Genomic DNA, 18,835 nt, shown 5'->3' on the forward strand with positions numbered 1-18,835 from the left:
ACGAATCCAAGCGGTAGGGTTTCGGCAGAGGGGGAGATAAGTTTGGAGCAAATCAAACATCAGGATCCGTTTGCGGAGATTGCCTTTCGTGAACATCCCGGAAATAAAGACGAATTGCGGGAGATTCCTCCCGTGGCTTACGAAAAAAAATATTTCACGCCGGGATCGGAAAAAGCGACGAACGTATCTTATCACACCTACGAGGAACAAATCGCATATTTCCATGAAGAGTTGAAGCTGCTGCGCGAGAAGTACCGCCCGTTTATGAGAAATTTGGCTCCGTCCTCCACACTGCGCCGCAACCGACAGGCATGTAAGGAGTTTCAATTTCGCTATCAAACGTCTGAGGACGCCAACTTTACGAATGTGCTGGAAGGAGCAGGGGATTGGGAATCGGTGATGGTTCCTGATTTCCGCGGACCGACGGGAGAAAACGGCAATTGGACGGGATTTTACCGCAGTGAATTTCCCTATGGTCCCGTTCCCGAAGGAAAGAGAGTCTACCTCGTATTTAAAGGGGTTGACTATAAAGCGACGGTATATCTCAATCGCAAGTGTATAGGCAGCCATGAGGGGTTCTTTGCTCCTTTCGAATTCGACGTGACTGACTTGCTGCAGGAACTCAATACGCTGGTCGTTGAAGTGTTAAACGATTATCCGATGATGGGGGTAGGCGGTACGAAGCTGGACGGAGATAAAATGTACGCGGCGACTGGCCCAGGATGGGACGATGCATTCAGCGGCTGGAGCCACTGCCCACCGGGTGCCGGCATATACAATTCGGTCTATTTGGAAGAGCGGTCGACGTTGTTTATTCAGGACATTTTTGTTCGGCCGAACATTGATGACGGCTTCGTGGAAGTATGGATTGATGTGAATAATACGACGAATAAGCTGAAAGAAAACTTCGAATTGATTCTTGAAATCATGCCGAAAAACTTCACCGGTCAAGGAAGCGTTCCCATCTCGTTTCAAGCGGCTTACGCCGGTCCGGGTCTTAATTACTATCGCTACAAGGTGGATTTTCTGTCATTCCGGATGTGGGAACCGGAAACTCCTTTTTTGTATATAGCTCGCGTTCAAGTAAAGAACAGTACGGAATGTTTGGATATCCAAGACCGCACCTTCGGCATGCGAAAATTTCATATGGACGAAAAGGACACACCGAAAGGAACGCTGTACCTCAATAATCAACCGATTATATTAAGAGGCGCCAATGAAATGGGGCACTTGCAGCAATGTGTCATGAATAACGATTTCGAGCAGTTAATGGACGATATTTTGATCGCGAAACTTGCTCATTTGAACTTTTACCGCATCACACAGCGTCCTGTTCAGGAAGAAATTTATGACTATTTCGATATGCTCGGCATGATGCATCAATGCGATCTTCCAACGTTTGGATTTATCCGCCGCAACCAATTTGTCGAGGGGGTCCGGCAGGCGGCGGAGATGGAGAGACTGATCCGCAGTCACCCATCTTCGGTCATGGTATCACTAATTAACGAGCCTTCGCGAACTGAGAAGAGGCGAAAAGGGCACCGCCATTTGCACCGAAACGAATTGGAAGCTTTCTTCGTTGCCGCCAGACAGGCGATTTTCATTGAAAATCCAGATCGTGTAGTCAAAAACGCGGACGGGGATTACAATCCTCCTACCCATGAAGGACTGCCCGATTTTCATTGTTATAACATGTGGTATACGAACAATACGATATCAGTAGGTAAAATGCATAAAGGTTTTCTTCCCTCGATTAGGACGGGATGGAAGGCGGGATGCGGGGAGTATGGCACGGAAGGTTTGGATCATGTGCAATTGATGATGAACCGTTATCCGAAAGAATGGCTTCCCTCTTCTGAGAAGGAGCATTGGCTGCCAAACAAAATCCATGGAGCTCAAACCTACGGTCTGCATGGAGATTGGTTTGCCGAACAGCAAACGATTCATGAGTGGGTCGAGGCGAGCCAAAGGCACCAATGTTTGGCGACGAAGCTCATGACAGACGCATGGCGCAGAAGGGCCGATTTGGTGGTTTCCACCGCCATTCACCTGCTCATTGATGCATGGCCTGCCGGCTGGATGAAAGCACTCGTTGGTGTTGACCGGATTCCGAAACCGGCATACTTCACGTATAAGGAATGTCTGGAACCGGTACGCATTCATCTAAGGTGCGACAGGTGGAAGGTATATGAAGGGGAAACGCTGGAAATAGAAGCGTGGCTCTTGAATGATACAGCGAAGGATTATGACCGGTGTCGTGTCGTCGCTACTCTTCGAGACGATACCCGGGATTACGGCAATTATGAAATTACAGGCCTTGTGCCTAAGGCGATGTCCAGATATGCAGGCACGATCAGCTTTTCGGTACCATCGATAACAGATAGACAGAACTTGTACATGGATACCTGCTTGCTGGATGAAAACGGTAAATTGATAAATAAGGAAAGATTTTCTTTTGAGGCGTTTGCAAAAACGAGATATCCGAAATCGCAGAATATTGCTTTTCTAGATGCAGAATCGGAACTACTCTGTTCCCTGCTAAACATAGAAGGACAATCTTATGACGGAGATACGCATAAGGAGGGCTCAATTGTTGTTTCTTCCAAGGCAGCATTTGATCGCCATCAGGTATCCATCCTCGAGAAAGTCCGTAATGGAGCTACAGCCGTCTTGATATTACGCGGGCCAGACAGTAACTCGTGGGATATCGAAAACACGACGGTCCGAACGGTCAAATTACGTGGGATGTACACGTTGGCATTTCAAACCGAAGACCCGCACTTGCAGTGGATGAAACCGGATGATTTCTCCTATTTTTATCATTTGACGACCGACAGGATAGATGGGATAACCAATTGTCACCTGCAAGGAGAAGGGATCGAACCTATTGTGTTCGCCTACGAAGCACAAGCTAAACCGGATGGGAAAAATAAGCTGCCTGTAGTGGGAATGAAACCGCTCGGAGAAGGCAAACTCTTCTTCGTTTGCCTACCACTATCGGGTAGAGTCGGTTTTAACCCGACGCTGGACCGATTCTTGATTTCCTTATTGAACGCGAGAGGAGGGGATGACCATTGTACGCCATTATTAGCCGAGACAAGCAAAAACGGGCAGAAATAGTGGACACAAGTAAAGGAATACAGCTCATTCTGCGTATCGAGAGCGAGCAATCCCCTCATTTCGCGGGACATTTGGATGAGATGCTAATCTATTCCTCCGGAAGACCGTGGCGTTCAGATTTTGTACGGTTAGAGGATGTACAAATCTCCTCCGAGTCGGACTTGATCCGAATTTGCGGGAAAATGGAAGCGTTAACCTTCATGATAGAGCTAGCCTTCGACGAGCATCATTTATTGAAAATAAACGCGACTTGGGAAAATCAGACGGATCAAATGCTGCGTGATGTTGCTACGGGACTCTTGTTCGTACTGCCAAAGCGGAGCAAGGAAATGGTTACGATTCCCCACATGATTTACAACAACAATCCTTCCGCTGATCCGAGCCGGGTTGTCCCTCGACTTGGACTAGGTCCTGACAAAGGATTTATTTGCGAAGAACACCGATTACCGATCCCCTGTGTGAATGTGGAGTGGACGGAAGCTGCCAAGGCCCGCTTCATCTCCTTGTTTTCGGTACCTGCATACATGGAATCAGCGGATGGCGTTGTGCACTACGGGTCGCTTGGAGCGATCCAAGAGGAACACCAAACTATGCTGGCAGCGATGAGCGGAGTCTTGATGTTTAATGGCGAGAAGGATATGTATTATGTGGGTAAAAACAAAACAGGACCTTATCACGGTGGTTATTTGGACATCACACCCGGTTTGTCATTAACCAAACAATACGCTCTGGATTGGGGAGCTGTTGCTAATCCCGGGCAGGGCTTCCGTGAAATCGTTCGCAAAGGCTTGGCGCTGTTTGCGCCGATAGGGGCAAAGCCGCACTCACTCGAAGAGATAATCCAGCTGAAAAATAACGCTTTGGACGATAGATGGAGAACTGATGAACATGGCGCCGCCGGATATGTGAAATTTTCCGATTCGAATGAGTTCGGCAACGTTTCTAAACGTCCGCTGCACTATATGTACGGGTGGACAGGACAATGCTTGAAGCTGGCATGGTGCGACGCCAAGTTAGGGTTTGCCCACGGACAGGAAGAACGGATCTCCCATTGCGAACAGGCCGTCGATTTTTATTTGCGCGAAAGCCGTACCGACGTTCCCGGAATTAGACATGGAGCGTATCGGCTCGCGGACGGGCAATGGGATGACTTCACCTGGAATAAGCAGGCTGTCGTTTCCAGCCGTGCTCTAGGGGAAACCATAGCTGATTTAGCGGAAATCATCCTTCTGTTTCGGGAAATGGGCAGGGAAGTTCCGGCTTACTGGCTGGAGGCTCTTCATGAATCGGCCGATTTCTTCCTCGCTGGCGTCCTGCCGACAGGCATTTATCCGGCAGCATGGCTGCTGAATGGAAATTCGGCGGAAGATAGGATTACAGCAGCTGGCCTACCGTGCCTGATCGCTGTTGTGAAGGCTTATCGGGTTACAGGTGAAAAGCGGTACTTGGATGCTGCCGAAACGACGATGCAGCGTTATTATGAGCAACACGCCCTGACATTCGAACGGCCGTTTGCACGCTCAACGCTTGATGCGAACTGCGAGGATAAGGAAGCTGGCATGTATTTCTTCCTGGCTGCTTATGAATTGTTTGTCTTAACAGAAAATGAATGCTACTGTGAATGGGCCGAAATATCGGGGGATTGGCTCCTTACTTATGTTTATATGTGGAATCCCGTGTTTGATCGGGGATCACAGTTCAGGAACGTGGGGTTTACCGCCACTGGATGGCCGGGAGTCAGTGTGCAAAATCATCATCTTGACGTATTTTTTCCAACCTTCGAATTTTGGCATATCGGTCGGTTAACCGGCAAAACGCAATATGAGCGTTTAGGTCGAATGGTGTTCGATGCCATGGGGCAGGGAATATGTACGAAACCTGGGGAATGGAATTTTACCGTGGTTGGCGAACAGGGAGAAGGTTTTTTCCAAACGCATTGGCATCACCGGGGACATAGCAACAAATGGAATCCATCTTGGGTGACTGCGCTTGTTCTTCAAAATGCTTTAAGATTCCAAGATGCAGCACAATGATGATGAAGAATGGAGGACAATCACGTGAACGATAGAGCCATTCCGGATTGGGAAAATCTAGAGATTCTTGGACGTAATACGGAACCACCACATACCGGATTCATTCCGTACGGCGATGTGGAGTCAGCGCTCGATAACGAACGGGCTGCGTCGCCTTATTTCCAATCATTGAACGGCAACTGGAAATTTTATTATGCAGAGAGCCCATCCCAGGCATCTGAATTTTTTTACGATTCGTCCTTCTCGGCAGATGACTGGAATACCATACCTGTGCCGGGCAATTGGCAGATGCATGGATATGGCCGTCCCCATTACTCCAGCAGCTATTATCCTTTTCCGATCGACCCGCCGTATGTGCCGAATGATAATCCGGTTGGGTGTTACCGCAGAAGTTTTATTATTCCCGATTCGTGGGATGGCCGGCAACTATTTCTTGTCTTCGAAGGGGTCGACTCGGCCTTTCATGTATGGGTGAACGGACAATTTGCTGGGTATGGACAGGGCAGTCACATGCATTCGGAATTTCGGGTCACCTCGCTGCTTCATCCGGGAGAAAATATAGTTGCTGTGCAGGTATACCAATGGAGTGACGGCAGTTATTTGGAGGATCAGGACAAGTGGCGGTTGAGCGGCATCTTCAGGGACGTTTATGTCAAAGCAACCCCTCATGTCCATATTCGTAATATCGTGGTGCAAACCCGTTTCTGTGAAAATTTAGAAGATGCTGTATTGGGTCTTCGGTTTACCGTGAAAAATTATGCGGACTTAGAATCCGGTAAACATACATTACGGATATCGCTTTTGGACGTAGCTCGACAATCCGTTAATGAAGAAACCGTCATTTCTTCCCTTCTGATGAGAGCGAACGAAGAGAACGTGCTTGATTTGGAAATTGCGGTCTCAGCTCCGCGTAAATGGTCGGCTGAGGAGCCGGAATTATACACTCTCTTGTTAAAGTTGGAGGATGATCAGGGGAATTTGCTGGAGGCAGGGAGTGTAGCTGTCGGATTTCGAGACATCGTCATCCGGGATGGTCAGCTTTTCATCAACGGCAAGACGGTGATCTTGAAGGGGGTCAACCGCAACGAATTCCATCCTGAATTCGGGTTTGCCATTCCCTACGAATCCATGATCGAAGATATACGCTTGATGAAACAACACAATATGAACGCAGTTCGCTCCTCCCATTATCCGAATGATACGAGATGGCTCGATCTGTGCGACCGTTATGGGCTGTATGTGATCGACGAAGCGGACTTGGAAACCCACGGCTGTCATTTTATCGACAACGAAAGCCATTTAGCCGAGGACCCTCAGTGGGAAAAGCCGTTCCTTGACCGCGTCATACGGATGGTGGAAAGGGATAAAAATCATCCTTCTATCATCATTTGGTCGCTCGGGAACGAGTCAGGCTACGGGCCGAATCATGATACCATGGCCGAATGGGTGCGTCAGGCCGATCCTACAAGGCCTATACATTACGAACGAGCCAAGGATGCTCCGATCGTCGATATTGTCAGCTGCATGTATCCTTCCTTGGCTGCTTTAATTGAAGAGGGGGAAAAATCCGATCCCAGACCTTTCCTGATGTGCGAATTCGCTCATGCTATGGGGAATTCCGTCGGCAATTTGAAGGAATACTGGGATGCTATTTACAAATATCCACGATTGCTGGGCGGCCTGATCTGGGAATGGGCGGATCTCGGAATCCGGCAAAAGCTCGATTCGGGGGAAGAATGGTACGCTTACGGCGGTGATTTCAATGATCATCCGAACAGCGGACATTTTTGTATAGACGGATTGTTATTCCCTGACAGGAAAATCAAGGCTTCGATCCTTGAGTTTAAAAAAGTGATCGAACCAGTGAAAGTAGAGCCGGTCGATGTACGGGCCGGAATCGTAAAAATTCAAAATCGATACGATTTTATTTCCCTTGATCATCTTGTCGGCTCTTGGTCGCTTCTGTGCGATGGAGAAATTGTGGAACAGGGTGAACTGCCTGAACTTGATGTGCCGGCCAGAGGAGAGGCTACCTTCTTTATCCCTTGGAAAATGACTTTCGGGCAGTCAAGTGGTGAGTACTGGCTCCATATCCGGTTTACTTTGCGGGAAGCTACGCGTTGGGCGACGCAAGGGCATGAAATTGCTTGGGCCGATCTGCCGATTCCCGTCACACGGCAAGTTGTCCCGTCCATCAAGTTGGAGTCGATGCCTAGCTTGCAATCTTCCGAAACGGATGGGCTCCTTCGGATTAAAGGAAATGATTTTACCATGGAATGGAGCAAAGCTCGCGGTGAACTAACCGTGTTTGAATATAACGGCATACCGCTTTTAACAGCCGGTCCGAAAGTTCAAATTTGGCGGGCGACGATCGATAACGACTCACGCCAATCGAAAGAGTGGAAGAAGGCTGGATTGGATGCACTGACTCGTCGTATGCACGATATGTCGTTTCAGCTCCAAAACCATGCTGCGCAAATTACGGTGAAATCGACGCTTGGCGCGGCTGGTCTGGGAAACTGTTTTACAACATGGATGACCTATACGATCTACGGATCCGGTGATGTCATCATCCAGACCCGCATCGTTCCACGGGAAGGACTTCCTCCACTGCCGCGATTGGGATTACAAATGGCTATGCCTGTCGGTTTCGATCAATTTTCGTGGTTCGGCCTTGGCCCACACGAGTGTTATATCGATCGGAAAGAGAGTGGGCGGCTCGGCGTGTACAGCGGATCGATACAAGATCAATTCGTCCCATATATTAAGCCGCAGGAAAATGGCAATAAAGCGGATGTGCGTTGGGCTGCAGTAACGAACGTTCTGGGAACTGGGCTATTTATTGGTGGAATGCCGAAGCTGGATGTCAGCGTGAGTCATTATTCCACCGACAATTTGACCAAAGCGAAGCATACCTTCGATTTAGTCCGTCTGAACGAAACCATTGTGAACATGGATTATCAGCAAGCACCGCTCGGCAATCACAGCTGCGGAGAAGCTCCTCCGCTCGATGAGTATTTAATTCATCCAGTAGACACTATGTTCTCATTGCGGCTGAAGCCTTTTTCCACAAGAGACCGGTCGCCGATGAATTTGAGTAAACGACAACCGGAGCCTTTTAAAAGGGAAGTGCGTGAGCATTCCGTACCGATATCGAAACAGGAGGTGAACCTATGATCAGCCGCAAGTTTCCGAAATTCTTATTTGGCGGTGATTATAACCCTGAACAGTTTCCGAAGGAAATATGGGATGAAGATATGCGGCTGTTTCAATTGGCCGGAATCGACATCGCAACGCTCAATGTCTTTTCTTGGTCCTTGAATCAGCCGGATGAGGAGACTTTCAGATTCGATTGGTTGGATGAAATGATGAGTAATCTGCATGAAAACGGAGTCCACGTATGCATGGGTACGAGTACGGCTGCGCATCCGGCTTGGATGGCGAAGAAATATCCGGACATTCTGACCGTGACCTCCGATGGAAAAAGAAGAAAATACGGTAGAAGACATAACTCTTGTCCAAACAGTCCAACCTTCCGTCATTACGCCGGGCTCATGGCGAGGAAGTTAGCGCAGCGGTACAAGAACCACCCGGCTCTTCTTCTATGGCACGTGAATAATGAAATCGGGATTCGCTGCTACTGTGACAATTGCGAAGAGGCGTTTCGGGATTGGTTAAAGAAGCGGTACGGTACGCTGGAGAAGTTGAACGAGGCATGGTATACCCGTTTCTGGGGACATACGTTTTACGATTGGGATGAAATTGTACTCCCCAGCGCGTTAAGCGAAGGTTTGTCGGGTGGGAATTCCGATCAAACGGCTTTTCAAGGTATTACACTCGATTTTTATCGATTTAATTCCGATAGTTGGCTGGCCTGTTATCTCATCGAATACAACGCCATTAAAGAGGAAATACCCGATGCGATCGTCACGACCAACTTCCAAGGGAACGGGACTTACAAGCCGCTGGATTATTTCAAATGGGCGCCCCACTTGGACATTGCGGCGCTGGACATTTATACCGAGAACCATACACCAGAAAGCTATATGGCGCTCCGATACGATCTCATGCGCGGCATGAAAGACGGTGCTCCCTTTATGCTGATGGAGCAAAGTCCGAGCGTGATTAACTGGAAAACGGTGAATCCCGTCAAAAGACCTAGCGTCATGCGGCTCAGGAGTTATCAGGCCGTTGCCCGCGGGGCGGAGTCGGTGATGTTCTTTCAACTGCGCCGTTCCCTTGGCGCTTATGAGAAATTCCATGGAGCCGTCATTGATCACGCGGGTCACGAGAACACCCGAGTCTTTAGAGAATGTGCGGAGCTCGGCAAGGAATTGCAGCAGTTGGGTGATCGTCTACTGGACTCGCGTGTGAAGAGCCGAATCGGCATCCTGTTTGACTGGGACAATTGGTGGGCTGTTGAGCTTGGGGGCGGACCCTCAACCTATATCAAGTATTTGGATCAAATCCAGAAATATTATGACGCGTTTTACGAGAATCATATCCAAGTCGATTTTATACATGTCAATACGGACTTAAGTCAATACGATCTGGTTCTGGCCCCTCTTTTGTATATGGTTAAACCTGGTTACGCTCAAAAGCTAGAGCGATTTGTGGCGGATGGCGGAACGTTTGTAACTTCATTTTATAGCGGGATAGCGAATGAAAATGATCTGGTTACACCGGGCGGTTATCCGGGTGAGCTGCGTAAGCTTCTGGGCATCTGGGTGGAGGAGATTGACGCCCTATTTCCGGAGCAAAGAAACCTTATGGTCATGAAGCAGGAGCTTGGACAACTTGAAGGATCGTATGAATGCGGATTGGTATGCGAAATTGTACATCCTGAGGGTGCGGAAGTGCTTGCAGAGTTCGGCCGTGATTTTTACCGTGGATCGCCGGCCTTGACCTATCACCGCTTCGGCAATGGAGAGGCGTGGTACGCAGCCACCGATCCAAGTCGGGAATTTATGCAGCAATGGATAAAGGCTTTATGCGAACGCAAAGGGATTTCCCAATTGTACGAGGCACCGCCGGGAGTTGAGGTCACGCAGCGCGAAAAAGAAGGAGTTCGGTTTACTTTTGTGATGAACCACAGCGATCAAATTCAAAAGATAAATGTAGGAAAGAGTGTGCAGCAGGAGTTACTGAGTGATCTAAGCGTTAGTGGTGATATCGAGCTCGAACCAAAGAGTATCATGATCCTGCAGGCATAAAAATTTTTAGTTGGCGACACATGGTATAGAAGATGGTTTCAGTGAAGGAGGCGGATGCCGATGGAAGTAAGCGAACAATTACGCGGAAAATTCGACCATCCATCGGTCGAATACAGGTCGGTGCCGTTCTGGGCATGGAACGATCGTCTAGAAGAAGAAGAGCTGGTCCGTCAAGTGAATCAAATGAAGGAACAGGGAATGGGCGGATTTTTCATCCATTCCCGAGATGGATTGGAAACCGTTTACATGGGTCGCGAGTGGATGGCATACACCCGGAAGACGGTAGAAACCGCTGAAGAGCTCGGCATGCATGTATGGTTGTACGACGAGGACCGCTGGCCATCCGGCTTCGCTGGAGGACTTGTGCAAGACAGAGGCGGGGACGCATTCCGCGCCAAAGGTTTGACGATGGAGGTATACCAGCGGATCGGTTCGGATGATTTGACAGATAGTGTGGCGCTGTTTAAGGCCGTCATTGATGAGAGAAACTTGGTCCGCTGCGAGAGACTGCATGATGGCCGATTTATCGCGTTGAATGAAGATGAAGTACTGTTGGTCTTTCGCGTAGAAATTTCCGAGCGAAGTGCTTGGTTCAACAACGAAGCGCCGCCTGATAATTTGAATCCGGAGACGGTGCAGGCCTTTATTGACATCACCTATGAAGCCTATAAGCAAGAGGTTGGGAAGCATTTCGGGAAAACCATCCGCGGCGTATTCACGGATGAACCTAGCGTGCACGACAGCCACTGCAAGTTTACAGCTGGCCGCGGGTGGCTTCCGTGGAGTTGGTCATTTCCTGACTTTTTTCAAGAAAGACGGGGATACGATCTCTTCGATGTCATCCCCTACATGTACTTCAATGGCGTGTATTCCTCACAAGCCCGTCATGATTACTGGTGGACGCTTACCGAGAGGTTCAGCGAGTCGTACTCCAAACAGCTTGGTGAATGGTGTGAGAATAACGGTATTGACTTCACCGGCCATTATCTCTGGGAAAATAATATGGGCACTGCCACCCGCGTCTGTGGAGCCGTTATGCCTAACTACCGGTATCAGCAGGTTCCGGGAATCGATATGTTAAACGAGCAGACGAACGAATATATCACCGTCAAGCAATGCACCAGCGTAGCGAACCAATACGGTAGAAAGTTCGTTCTCTCCGAAACGTATGGATGCACCGGCTGGGCGTTCACTTTCGAGGGACAAAAGTGGATGGGAGATTTTCAATATGTGCTCGGTGTCAATTTGAGGTCGCAGCATTTGGCGCTTTATTCGATCAAAGGGTGCCGGAAGAGGGACTATCCCCCTGTGTTTAACTACAACACGAGCTGGTGGAAATACAATCATGTGATGGAAGATTATTTTGCCAGATTGTCGTCGGTTTTGACGGAAGGAAGGCCCATCCGCGATGTGCTTGTCCTGCATCCTTCTTCCACTGCTTGGAGCATGGTCGGTACGGGACCGTATGGTTTCCCTGCTCGAGGTAAGGATAGGGATGTCTCAGCAACCAATACGTTTGGCCACGAATTCAATGCGTTTCTTGGCAAACTGCTCAGGGCGCATTACGATTTCGATCTCGGCGATGAGACGATCTTGGCGGAAACGGGGGAAATACGCGGTGGCAACCTGGCCGTGAATCTGGTGGAATACCGTATCGTAGTCATTCCGGTCATCCAGACGATGTTGAGCAGCACCTTTCAACTGTTATCAGACTTTTTGGAGGCAGGGGGAAAAGTAATTGCCGTCGGATCACGCCCGACGATGATCGAGGGCAGACCGACGGACCTGCTGTCCGAACTTTATGATCACGCGAACATGACTATCGTAGTGGACGTTGAAGATACGGTGACGGTTCTGGAACGCATACGGCCTCGACGAGTCAGCTTAACGAATACACAATCGATTGAAGCGCACGAAATGTTGTATATGCTCAGAGACATAGGAGATTGCCGCGCATTATTTGTTGTGAATAACGATCGAGAGGGCACGCATCGGATAAGCATAACCATGGAAGGCACCGGCAGCGTGGAAGAATGGAATGCACTGACAGGAGAAGTGAAGAACGTTGAGATCGTCGTCCGTGACGGATACGTTCATTTCGAGGACGTGTTCGGCCCTGCGGATTCCAAGCTATATATCATGAATGCAGATAAATCGGCAGAAAGCCATCCGGTACCAGGCCGCAGTAGTGCGGATGAGACTACCGTGACGGTTGTAGAGCTTGGTCCAGTTTGCCGGTTCACGCGCACGATGCCTAACGTATTGACCCTTGATACCTGCTCATATCGGTTCGGGGATGGCGGCTGGTCGGAAGAAACGGGCGTATGGCAAGCCCAAAGAGCCATTCGGGACGCCTTAGGCATGAGACAGGTTTATTACAACGGGCTTGAGCAAAGGTATAAATGGATTGACGAGCCTCATCCGGAGAACGGCACGTCGGCAGTGTTCAGATTCACATTCCAAGTGTCGGTCATACCGACGAATGACGTTTATCTCATCGTGGAGTCCGCGGAATATTACGACATTCAGCTCAATGGCGTAACGATTTCGAATCTTCCAGTAGGTTGGTTTCTCGATCGAACGTTTGATAAGGTGCTTCTTCACGGACTAAAGGAAGGAGAGAATGAGCTGTTTTTATCTTGCCAGTACCATAACCACTTGGAAGTGGAGGATATTTACCTGATCGGCGATTTCGGGGTCGATGCCGACAGGGCGGTTGTGACAGAGCCTGAAACATTGAAGTTCGGAGACTGGTGCTTGCAAGGTTATTTCCATTACTGCGGCAGCATGATCTACCATTTCGATGTCATCGTGGAGAACAACGCAATAAGCCGGACGGTGTTGGAGCTCGGTGAATATTCCGCGGTAACGGTTGAAGTGCGGGTAAATGGCAAAACGGCAGGGCATGTGCCTTGGCGGGCCGCGAACCGCCTCGACTTGACAGAGCATCTTCACGATGGAGATAACCAGGTTGAAATCGAGGTGATGGGAAGTCCGCGCAACATGCTAGGCCCTTTTCATCATACGGCTGGTGATACGTCGACGACCAATTGGGCCTCTTTCCGCAAGGAAGGCGACGATTACACGCCGGAATATAAGCTGCGCTCGTACGGTTTGTTTGACCAAATCAAGCTGTACCGTATCTGATTGAATGAAGAGACAGAAATGGAGGTTTGAGCATGAAAATAAGATGCCATGGGTGGAGGCTTTTCCTTTCCTTGATCATCTTGTGCACCGCGCTGTTGCCCGCAACTACGCACGCCGAAGTGAAATATTCTACCTATACAAAGGATAGTTACAACAATCAGATATGGCTTCAACCGGCTTACTTTCCACTCGATGTAATCGGAGAGGATCTGTATACTACGGATCCTAAGCAGCCATCCATTAAAACGCCCTCACCGTTACGAAATCCAAAAGACATCTTTATCGATGTGAAGAACGAAGTCTACATCGTTGATACGGGCAACAACCGGATTGTCCATATGACCGAAACGGGACAACTGCTGCGCTATATGACGCTTCCAGAAAGCCCGCTCAACAAGCCCGAAGGCATATTTATCACCAAAGAAGGCGACATCTATATCGCGGACACGGGGAACAAAAGAGTGATTAAGCTGGACAAAAATGGAAAGCTGCAAACTGAATTCAAACGACCGGACTCCAAATACATCCCAGCGACGTTCGTCTTTGATCCGGCAAAAGTGATGGTGGACGAACGAGGGTTCCTGTACATTGCTGTGCATGGCGGTTACGAGGGGATCGTGCTGCTTGACCCGAAAGGTAAATTTCAGGGTTTTTTTGGCGCAAACAAAACGGCGCTTTCTCCATTAGATGCTTTAAAGCGCATGTTGTACACCAAGAAAATGTATGCCAATGAGGTCGCAAAGAGACCGGAGACGATAAACAGTGTCGCTACGGATAAGAACGGTTATATATATACGGTCACTGGTGGTATGGCCAAAAGCGACCAATTAAAGAAATTAAATATTAAAGGGAATAATTTACTCCGCAGCTCCAATAAAATATTCGGGGAAGTCGTTCCTGGGGATGTTCCGATAGGGCCTATAACCTCAGGTCCGCAGCTGATTGATGTGGCCGTTGACCAAAGCGGCAATATGATCGTGGTGGATCAGCAATTTAAATATATTAGTCATTATGATGCTTCAGGCCATTTGTTGTACTTTTGGGGTGGCGCTTCGGCGGTCGGATCGTCTCAAGTGGGTCTTTTGAAAAGCCCAGTGGCGCTCGATGTGAATGCCAGGAACGAATTGTTCGTTTTGGACGATCAGGAAAATATCGTTCAAGTATTCCGTTTATCGGAGTTTGGCCAAAAAGTGGATCAAGCGAACCAACAGACTCTTGCGGGTTATTACGAGGACAGTGAAAAATCGTGGCAGGAAGTGCTTCGTATGAATGCCCAATTTACTCCGGCCATTATGGGATTGGCTCAAGCGGCTTTTACAAAAGAACAGTATGCAGAAGCGAAAAAACTGTTTAAAGAGGCAGGGAACCAGGAAGGGTACTCTGACGCCTTTTGGCAAATCAGGATGAAATGGTTACAACAGAACTTCTCCTGGATTGCAAGCCTATTGTTGTTCAGCGGAATTGTATACATGTTGATCAATAAATGGACCTCAAAAAGTAGGCTTCGTGATAAATGGCGCAATAGGAGGCGGACACAAAACAGCTTCCTAATGAATTTTAAACATATATTTTACATGATGAAACATCCGATCGATGGGTTTATCGCCATACGTTATGAGAACAAAGGCAGTTATTTGAGTGCGATTATCATCTTACTTTGCGTGTATGCATCCCTGGTGATCAAAAGGCTTGTCACCAGCTTTTCCTTTGATTCTTCGACCAATATCGACATTTACTCGATATTTACACAGTTTTTCATTGTATGGATTGCGTGGGTCGTTGCGAATTATCTCGTGGGCTCCATTTATCGAGGAGAGGGCAGGTTTAGAGATATATTTATCGGAAGCGCCTATGCGCTCGTACCGTATCTGGTTATTGGCATTCCACTTGCCTTCATTTCGAACATCATGACGATGTCCGAGTCAACCATTTACCATTATGTGGCACAAGGGATGATTATATGGATCGGTTTATTGATATTCTGGAAAATTCAGTGTATTCATAATTACAGCGTAGGAGAAACCGCATTGAACATCATCTTTACACTTTGTACCATGTTGGTCATTGGCGTTCTCCTCTTTATTACAGCCGGACTATCCAATGATTTGGTTTCATTAATCTATGAAATGTACCAGGAGGTGATCTTGAGATGATAAGGATAAACAAACGGGGTAAAACCGTAGCAGTCGTTACCATCCTGCTCTTGGTCGCCATCTACTTAGTAGTGGCTAATGTCAAAATTGAGTTCAAAGCTCCGGAAAATCGTGTGGCTTTACCTGCAACGGTGCAAGGCTCTACAGCTTCTGCGAAGAGCATCGACTCCGAATTGCCTAAAGAAAACGACTTTAAAAATGTCGCCGAAACCGATGTACTTCGTTTAAAAATGGATGAAAACACAGGTCATTTTATCGTGGAAGATAAACGGAACGGAAACGTCTACCGTTCTTTTCCTAATCCGGAAAATTGGGCTAAAGAAAAGATCTCCGAGACTTGGAAAAAGCATTTGGTCTCGCCGTTGATGGTTCAATACGTCGATTTCTCGAAAAACATCCTGCAAGCGAAAGAAACAAACTTAGCTGCGGATGGAGGACGGATCAAAGAGGTACAATCGATTCCCGGCGGCTTTTCATTGATTTATGAACTGCCTGCCACAGGTTTTACCATTCCGATCCAGGTGAAAATCGAACACGATTATGTAGAGACGAAGATCATACGCGAAGGCGTCAAGGAAGCGAACATGGGTCTCGTCTGGGTCAGGCTGTTTCCATTCTTTGGAGCCGAATATACCGCCACAGGGCAGGACGGATATATGTTCATACCGGACGGCGCTGGCGCTTTGGTACGGTTTAAAGATAATCAACTGAACGTCAACAAGATATACGATGAAGCTGTATACGGTCAAGATAACACATTCGCGGGTCTTAGCAACAATCGCAACAAAATTGTGATGCCGGTTTTCGGTATGAAGACGGGTTCCAAAGGTTTTGTGGCAATCGTTCACGACGGAGACGAATACGCCAACATCGTTGCTGCGCCAGCAGGAGTACTCAGCAACTATAACTGGGTGACGGCTCAAATGAATTTCCGATCGAGCTTCTTGCAGTTTACAACGAGAAATACGAATGTCCCCGATTCATGGGGGTTTATCGATTATAACAGAGATGAAGTGTTCGGCAGTGACCGTATCGTGCGTTACTACCTGTTAGACAGCCAAAAATCAGACTATGTGGGTATGGCTCAAACTTATCGCCAATATCTGATGAAGGAAAAGGGGGCGAAGCCCGTCTCTGTCAACAATCCCAATATACCCATGCACGTAAACTTCATCGGGGCGGATCAGGAAGACGGCTTGGTTACCTCGCGATATCTCAATTTGACCACGACGGACGACGCCACTCAAATGGTCAATTCTTTACATGACAAAGGTATAACCAATATGTCTCTTACGTTTAAAGGTTGGCAGAAGGGTGGCTACAGCGCCTTTGGGAACACGTTCCCGGTTGATTCCCGTATCGGCGGCGATAAAGGAATGAAAGCGTTCATTGACAATGCCCACAATTACGGTTTACCCGTTTATTTAGAGGCAGAATATGCGTTGAACAACACGGGGGGGGCAGGTTTCGATGAGAAATATCATGCCATCGTCAATTTGGCCGGGCGTAATCAAACGGTTAGTGCTTTATTTAACAGAGAGCGAACACCAGCTGTCAGCTATAAATTTGCAGAAGAAATGGTTAAGAAAGACCTGAATCAATATAAAGCAATGGGTGTTGACGGAATTGCTGTCAATATACTTGGACAAAGGCTGTTCAGTGACTATAATTCGGGGTTCGGTTCGAGCAGGGATGAAGCTCGGGATGTTCAGGAACGAATCCTAAAAACGATAAAAGAATCATTAGGTGGCGTAGAAGGTAAATATGCAAATCTGTATACACTACCTCATATGAATTATATCCAAACGCTGGTTTACGATCATTCCTACGATTTATTTACGGACGAAGCCGTTCCTTTCGTTCAGATTGCTACCCACGGTTTAGTCACTTATTCATCGGAATTTGTGAATAACCGGCAAGAAGACGTACACGACTTTTTGCGTGATATTGAATATGGCGCAGAGCCTTCCTTTATTTTCACAAAGGCGGAATCGAAAAAATATGTGAATTCTTTCGGCATACGATACTACAATACCTATTTTCCCTACTGGGAGACTTTCGCCGTGGAGCAGTATAAGCGATACAACGAAGCGCTCGGGGGTGTGCAGGATCAGTTTATTGCCAATCACAAGACGCTAGCTCCGGGTGTAAAGGAAACAACCTACGAGAATGGTACACGGGTCATTGTGAACTATAATTTGGAGCCGTACCGCAGTGGCGATCTTGCTGTTTCAGCACAAAACTTCGTTGTGATTCGAGGAGGGGCAAAACGATGAAACGAAAGATGAGATTAAATTCGTCCCTAGTCGAATATTTGGAAGGTACGCTCTTTATTGCCCCTTGGTTTATTGGTTTTCTAATTTTCATGGCATTCCCAATTGGATTTTCCTTGTATATGAGCTTTCAAAAAGTGACGATAACGGCAACGAAAACGACAACCGAGTACGTCGCATGGACCAACTACCGGTATATCCTTTTTGAGAATGGTAAACTCTTGTACGACGATTTATTGCCGTTTCTTAGGCAAGCGTTGTTTATGATCCCTATTATCGTCCTATTTGCTTTGATGATTGCCATCATTCTGAACCAAAAATTTGCTGGCCGAACATTTTTTCGCGCGATATTCTTTCTTCCCGTCATTTTAGCGACGGGTCAAGTCGTAGCGGAATTTCTGACACAAGGTGAGGGTGACCTGGGCTTTATGTCGAAGTACAATGTTTCCGGCCTCATAAGTGCCAATCTTTCGTCGACGTGGTCAGATCCACTCATCAAAATTCTCGACTCGTTCGTGCTGATCCTGTGGTATTCAGGGGTACAAATTTTGATTTTCCTCGGTGGCAGGCAGACCATTTCGAATTCGGCCTATGAAGCGGCGCGAATTGACGGCGCCGGTCCTTGGGAAACGTTCTGGAAAATTACACTGCCAGCGATGACACCATTTATATTCCTTAATATGATCTATACCGTAGTTGACTTGTTTACCTTCCCGACTAACCCCATATTGGGAAAGGTTAGAGAAAGTGAGTATGGCCAGCAAAGCGCGCTGGTATGGATTTATTTCCTCATTATCAGCTTCTTCCTGGCGATTATTTTCATCATTTTCAGCAGGGTAACTAAGTCTCAAAGAGAGACTGTTTAAAATTGGAACTACAAAAAACTTATTGTAGGG

The 18,835-nt window shown here is 47.8% G+C and carries 8 protein-coding genes; all 8 read left to right on the top strand.

Going from position 1 to position 18,835, the window contains the following annotated elements; translation table 11 throughout:
* Nucleotides 1-42 precede the first annotated feature (42 nt).
* The 8 genes from QFZ77_RS19600 to QFZ77_RS19635 are packed head-to-tail and all read left to right on the top strand — an operon-like array spanning nt 43 to nt 18,805.
* On the top strand, nt 43-3,120 hold the full coding sequence (locus tag QFZ77_RS19600) for a glycosyl hydrolase 2 galactose-binding domain-containing protein (RefSeq protein ID WP_307441985.1): 3,078 nt from the start codon (nt 43-45) through the stop codon (nt 3,118-3,120).
* The gene (locus QFZ77_RS19605) at nt 3,075-5,153 is read left to right on the top strand and encodes a hypothetical protein (RefSeq protein WP_307441986.1); all 2,079 of its coding nucleotides are present in this window, start codon (nt 3,075-3,077) and stop codon (nt 5,151-5,153) included. The genes QFZ77_RS19600 and QFZ77_RS19605 overlap by 46 nt, the downstream gene beginning before the upstream one ends.
* Before the next feature lie 24 nt (nt 5,154-5,177).
* Nucleotides 5,178-8,330 (top strand): beta-galactosidase, LacZ type, encoded by a 3,153-nt coding sequence (gene lacZ, locus QFZ77_RS19610; protein ID WP_307441987.1) that lies wholly within the window; start codon nt 5,178-5,180, stop codon nt 8,328-8,330.
* The gene (locus tag QFZ77_RS19615) at nt 8,327-10,366 is read left to right on the top strand and encodes a beta-galactosidase (RefSeq protein WP_307441989.1); all 2,040 of its coding nucleotides are present in this window, start codon (nt 8,327-8,329) and stop codon (nt 10,364-10,366) included. Before lacZ ends, QFZ77_RS19615 begins: the two co-directional genes overlap by 4 nt.
* A 60-nt stretch (nt 10,367-10,426) precedes the next feature.
* The gene (locus QFZ77_RS19620) at nt 10,427-13,513 is read left to right on the top strand and encodes a glycosyl hydrolase (RefSeq protein WP_307441991.1); all 3,087 of its coding nucleotides are present in this window, start codon (nt 10,427-10,429) and stop codon (nt 13,511-13,513) included.
* Nucleotides 13,514-13,545: 32 nt separating this feature from the next.
* Nucleotides 13,546-15,666, top strand: coding sequence for a YIP1 family protein (locus QFZ77_RS19625; protein ID WP_307441993.1), 2,121 nt, complete (start codon nt 13,546-13,548; stop codon nt 15,664-15,666).
* Nucleotides 15,663-17,942, top strand: coding sequence for a DUF5696 domain-containing protein (locus tag QFZ77_RS19630; RefSeq protein ID WP_307441994.1), 2,280 nt, complete (start codon nt 15,663-15,665; stop codon nt 17,940-17,942). Before QFZ77_RS19625 ends, QFZ77_RS19630 begins: the two co-directional genes overlap by 4 nt.
* The gene (locus tag QFZ77_RS19635; protein WP_307441995.1) at nt 17,939-18,805 is read left to right on the top strand and encodes a carbohydrate ABC transporter permease; all 867 of its coding nucleotides are present in this window, start codon (nt 17,939-17,941) and stop codon (nt 18,803-18,805) included. The genes QFZ77_RS19630 and QFZ77_RS19635 overlap by 4 nt, the downstream gene beginning before the upstream one ends.
* The last annotated feature ends 30 nt before the right edge of the window (nt 18,806-18,835 follow it).

The sequence above is a fragment of the Paenibacillus sp. V4I3 genome, from assembly GCF_030817215.1.
In the GTDB taxonomy this organism is placed as follows: domain Bacteria; phylum Bacillota; class Bacilli; order Paenibacillales; family NBRC-103111; genus Paenibacillus_E.

What these genes read in the sequence shown, in the direction of transcription:
- QFZ77_RS19615 (WP_307441989.1), top strand. Translation starts at nt 8,327, where the DNA reads ATGATCAGCCGCAAGTTTCCGAAATTCTTATTTGGCGGTGATTATAAC.
- QFZ77_RS19620 (WP_307441991.1), top strand. Translation starts at nt 10,427, where the DNA reads ATGGAAGTAAGCGAACAATTACGCGGAAAATTCGACCATCCATCGGTC.
- QFZ77_RS19625 (WP_307441993.1), top strand. Translation starts at nt 13,546, where the DNA reads ATGAAAATAAGATGCCATGGGTGGAGGCTTTTCCTTTCCTTGATCATC.
- QFZ77_RS19630 (WP_307441994.1), top strand. Translation starts at nt 15,663, where the DNA reads ATGATAAGGATAAACAAACGGGGTAAAACCGTAGCAGTCGTTACCATC.
- QFZ77_RS19635 (WP_307441995.1), top strand. Translation starts at nt 17,939, where the DNA reads ATGAAACGAAAGATGAGATTAAATTCGTCCCTAGTCGAATATTTGGAA.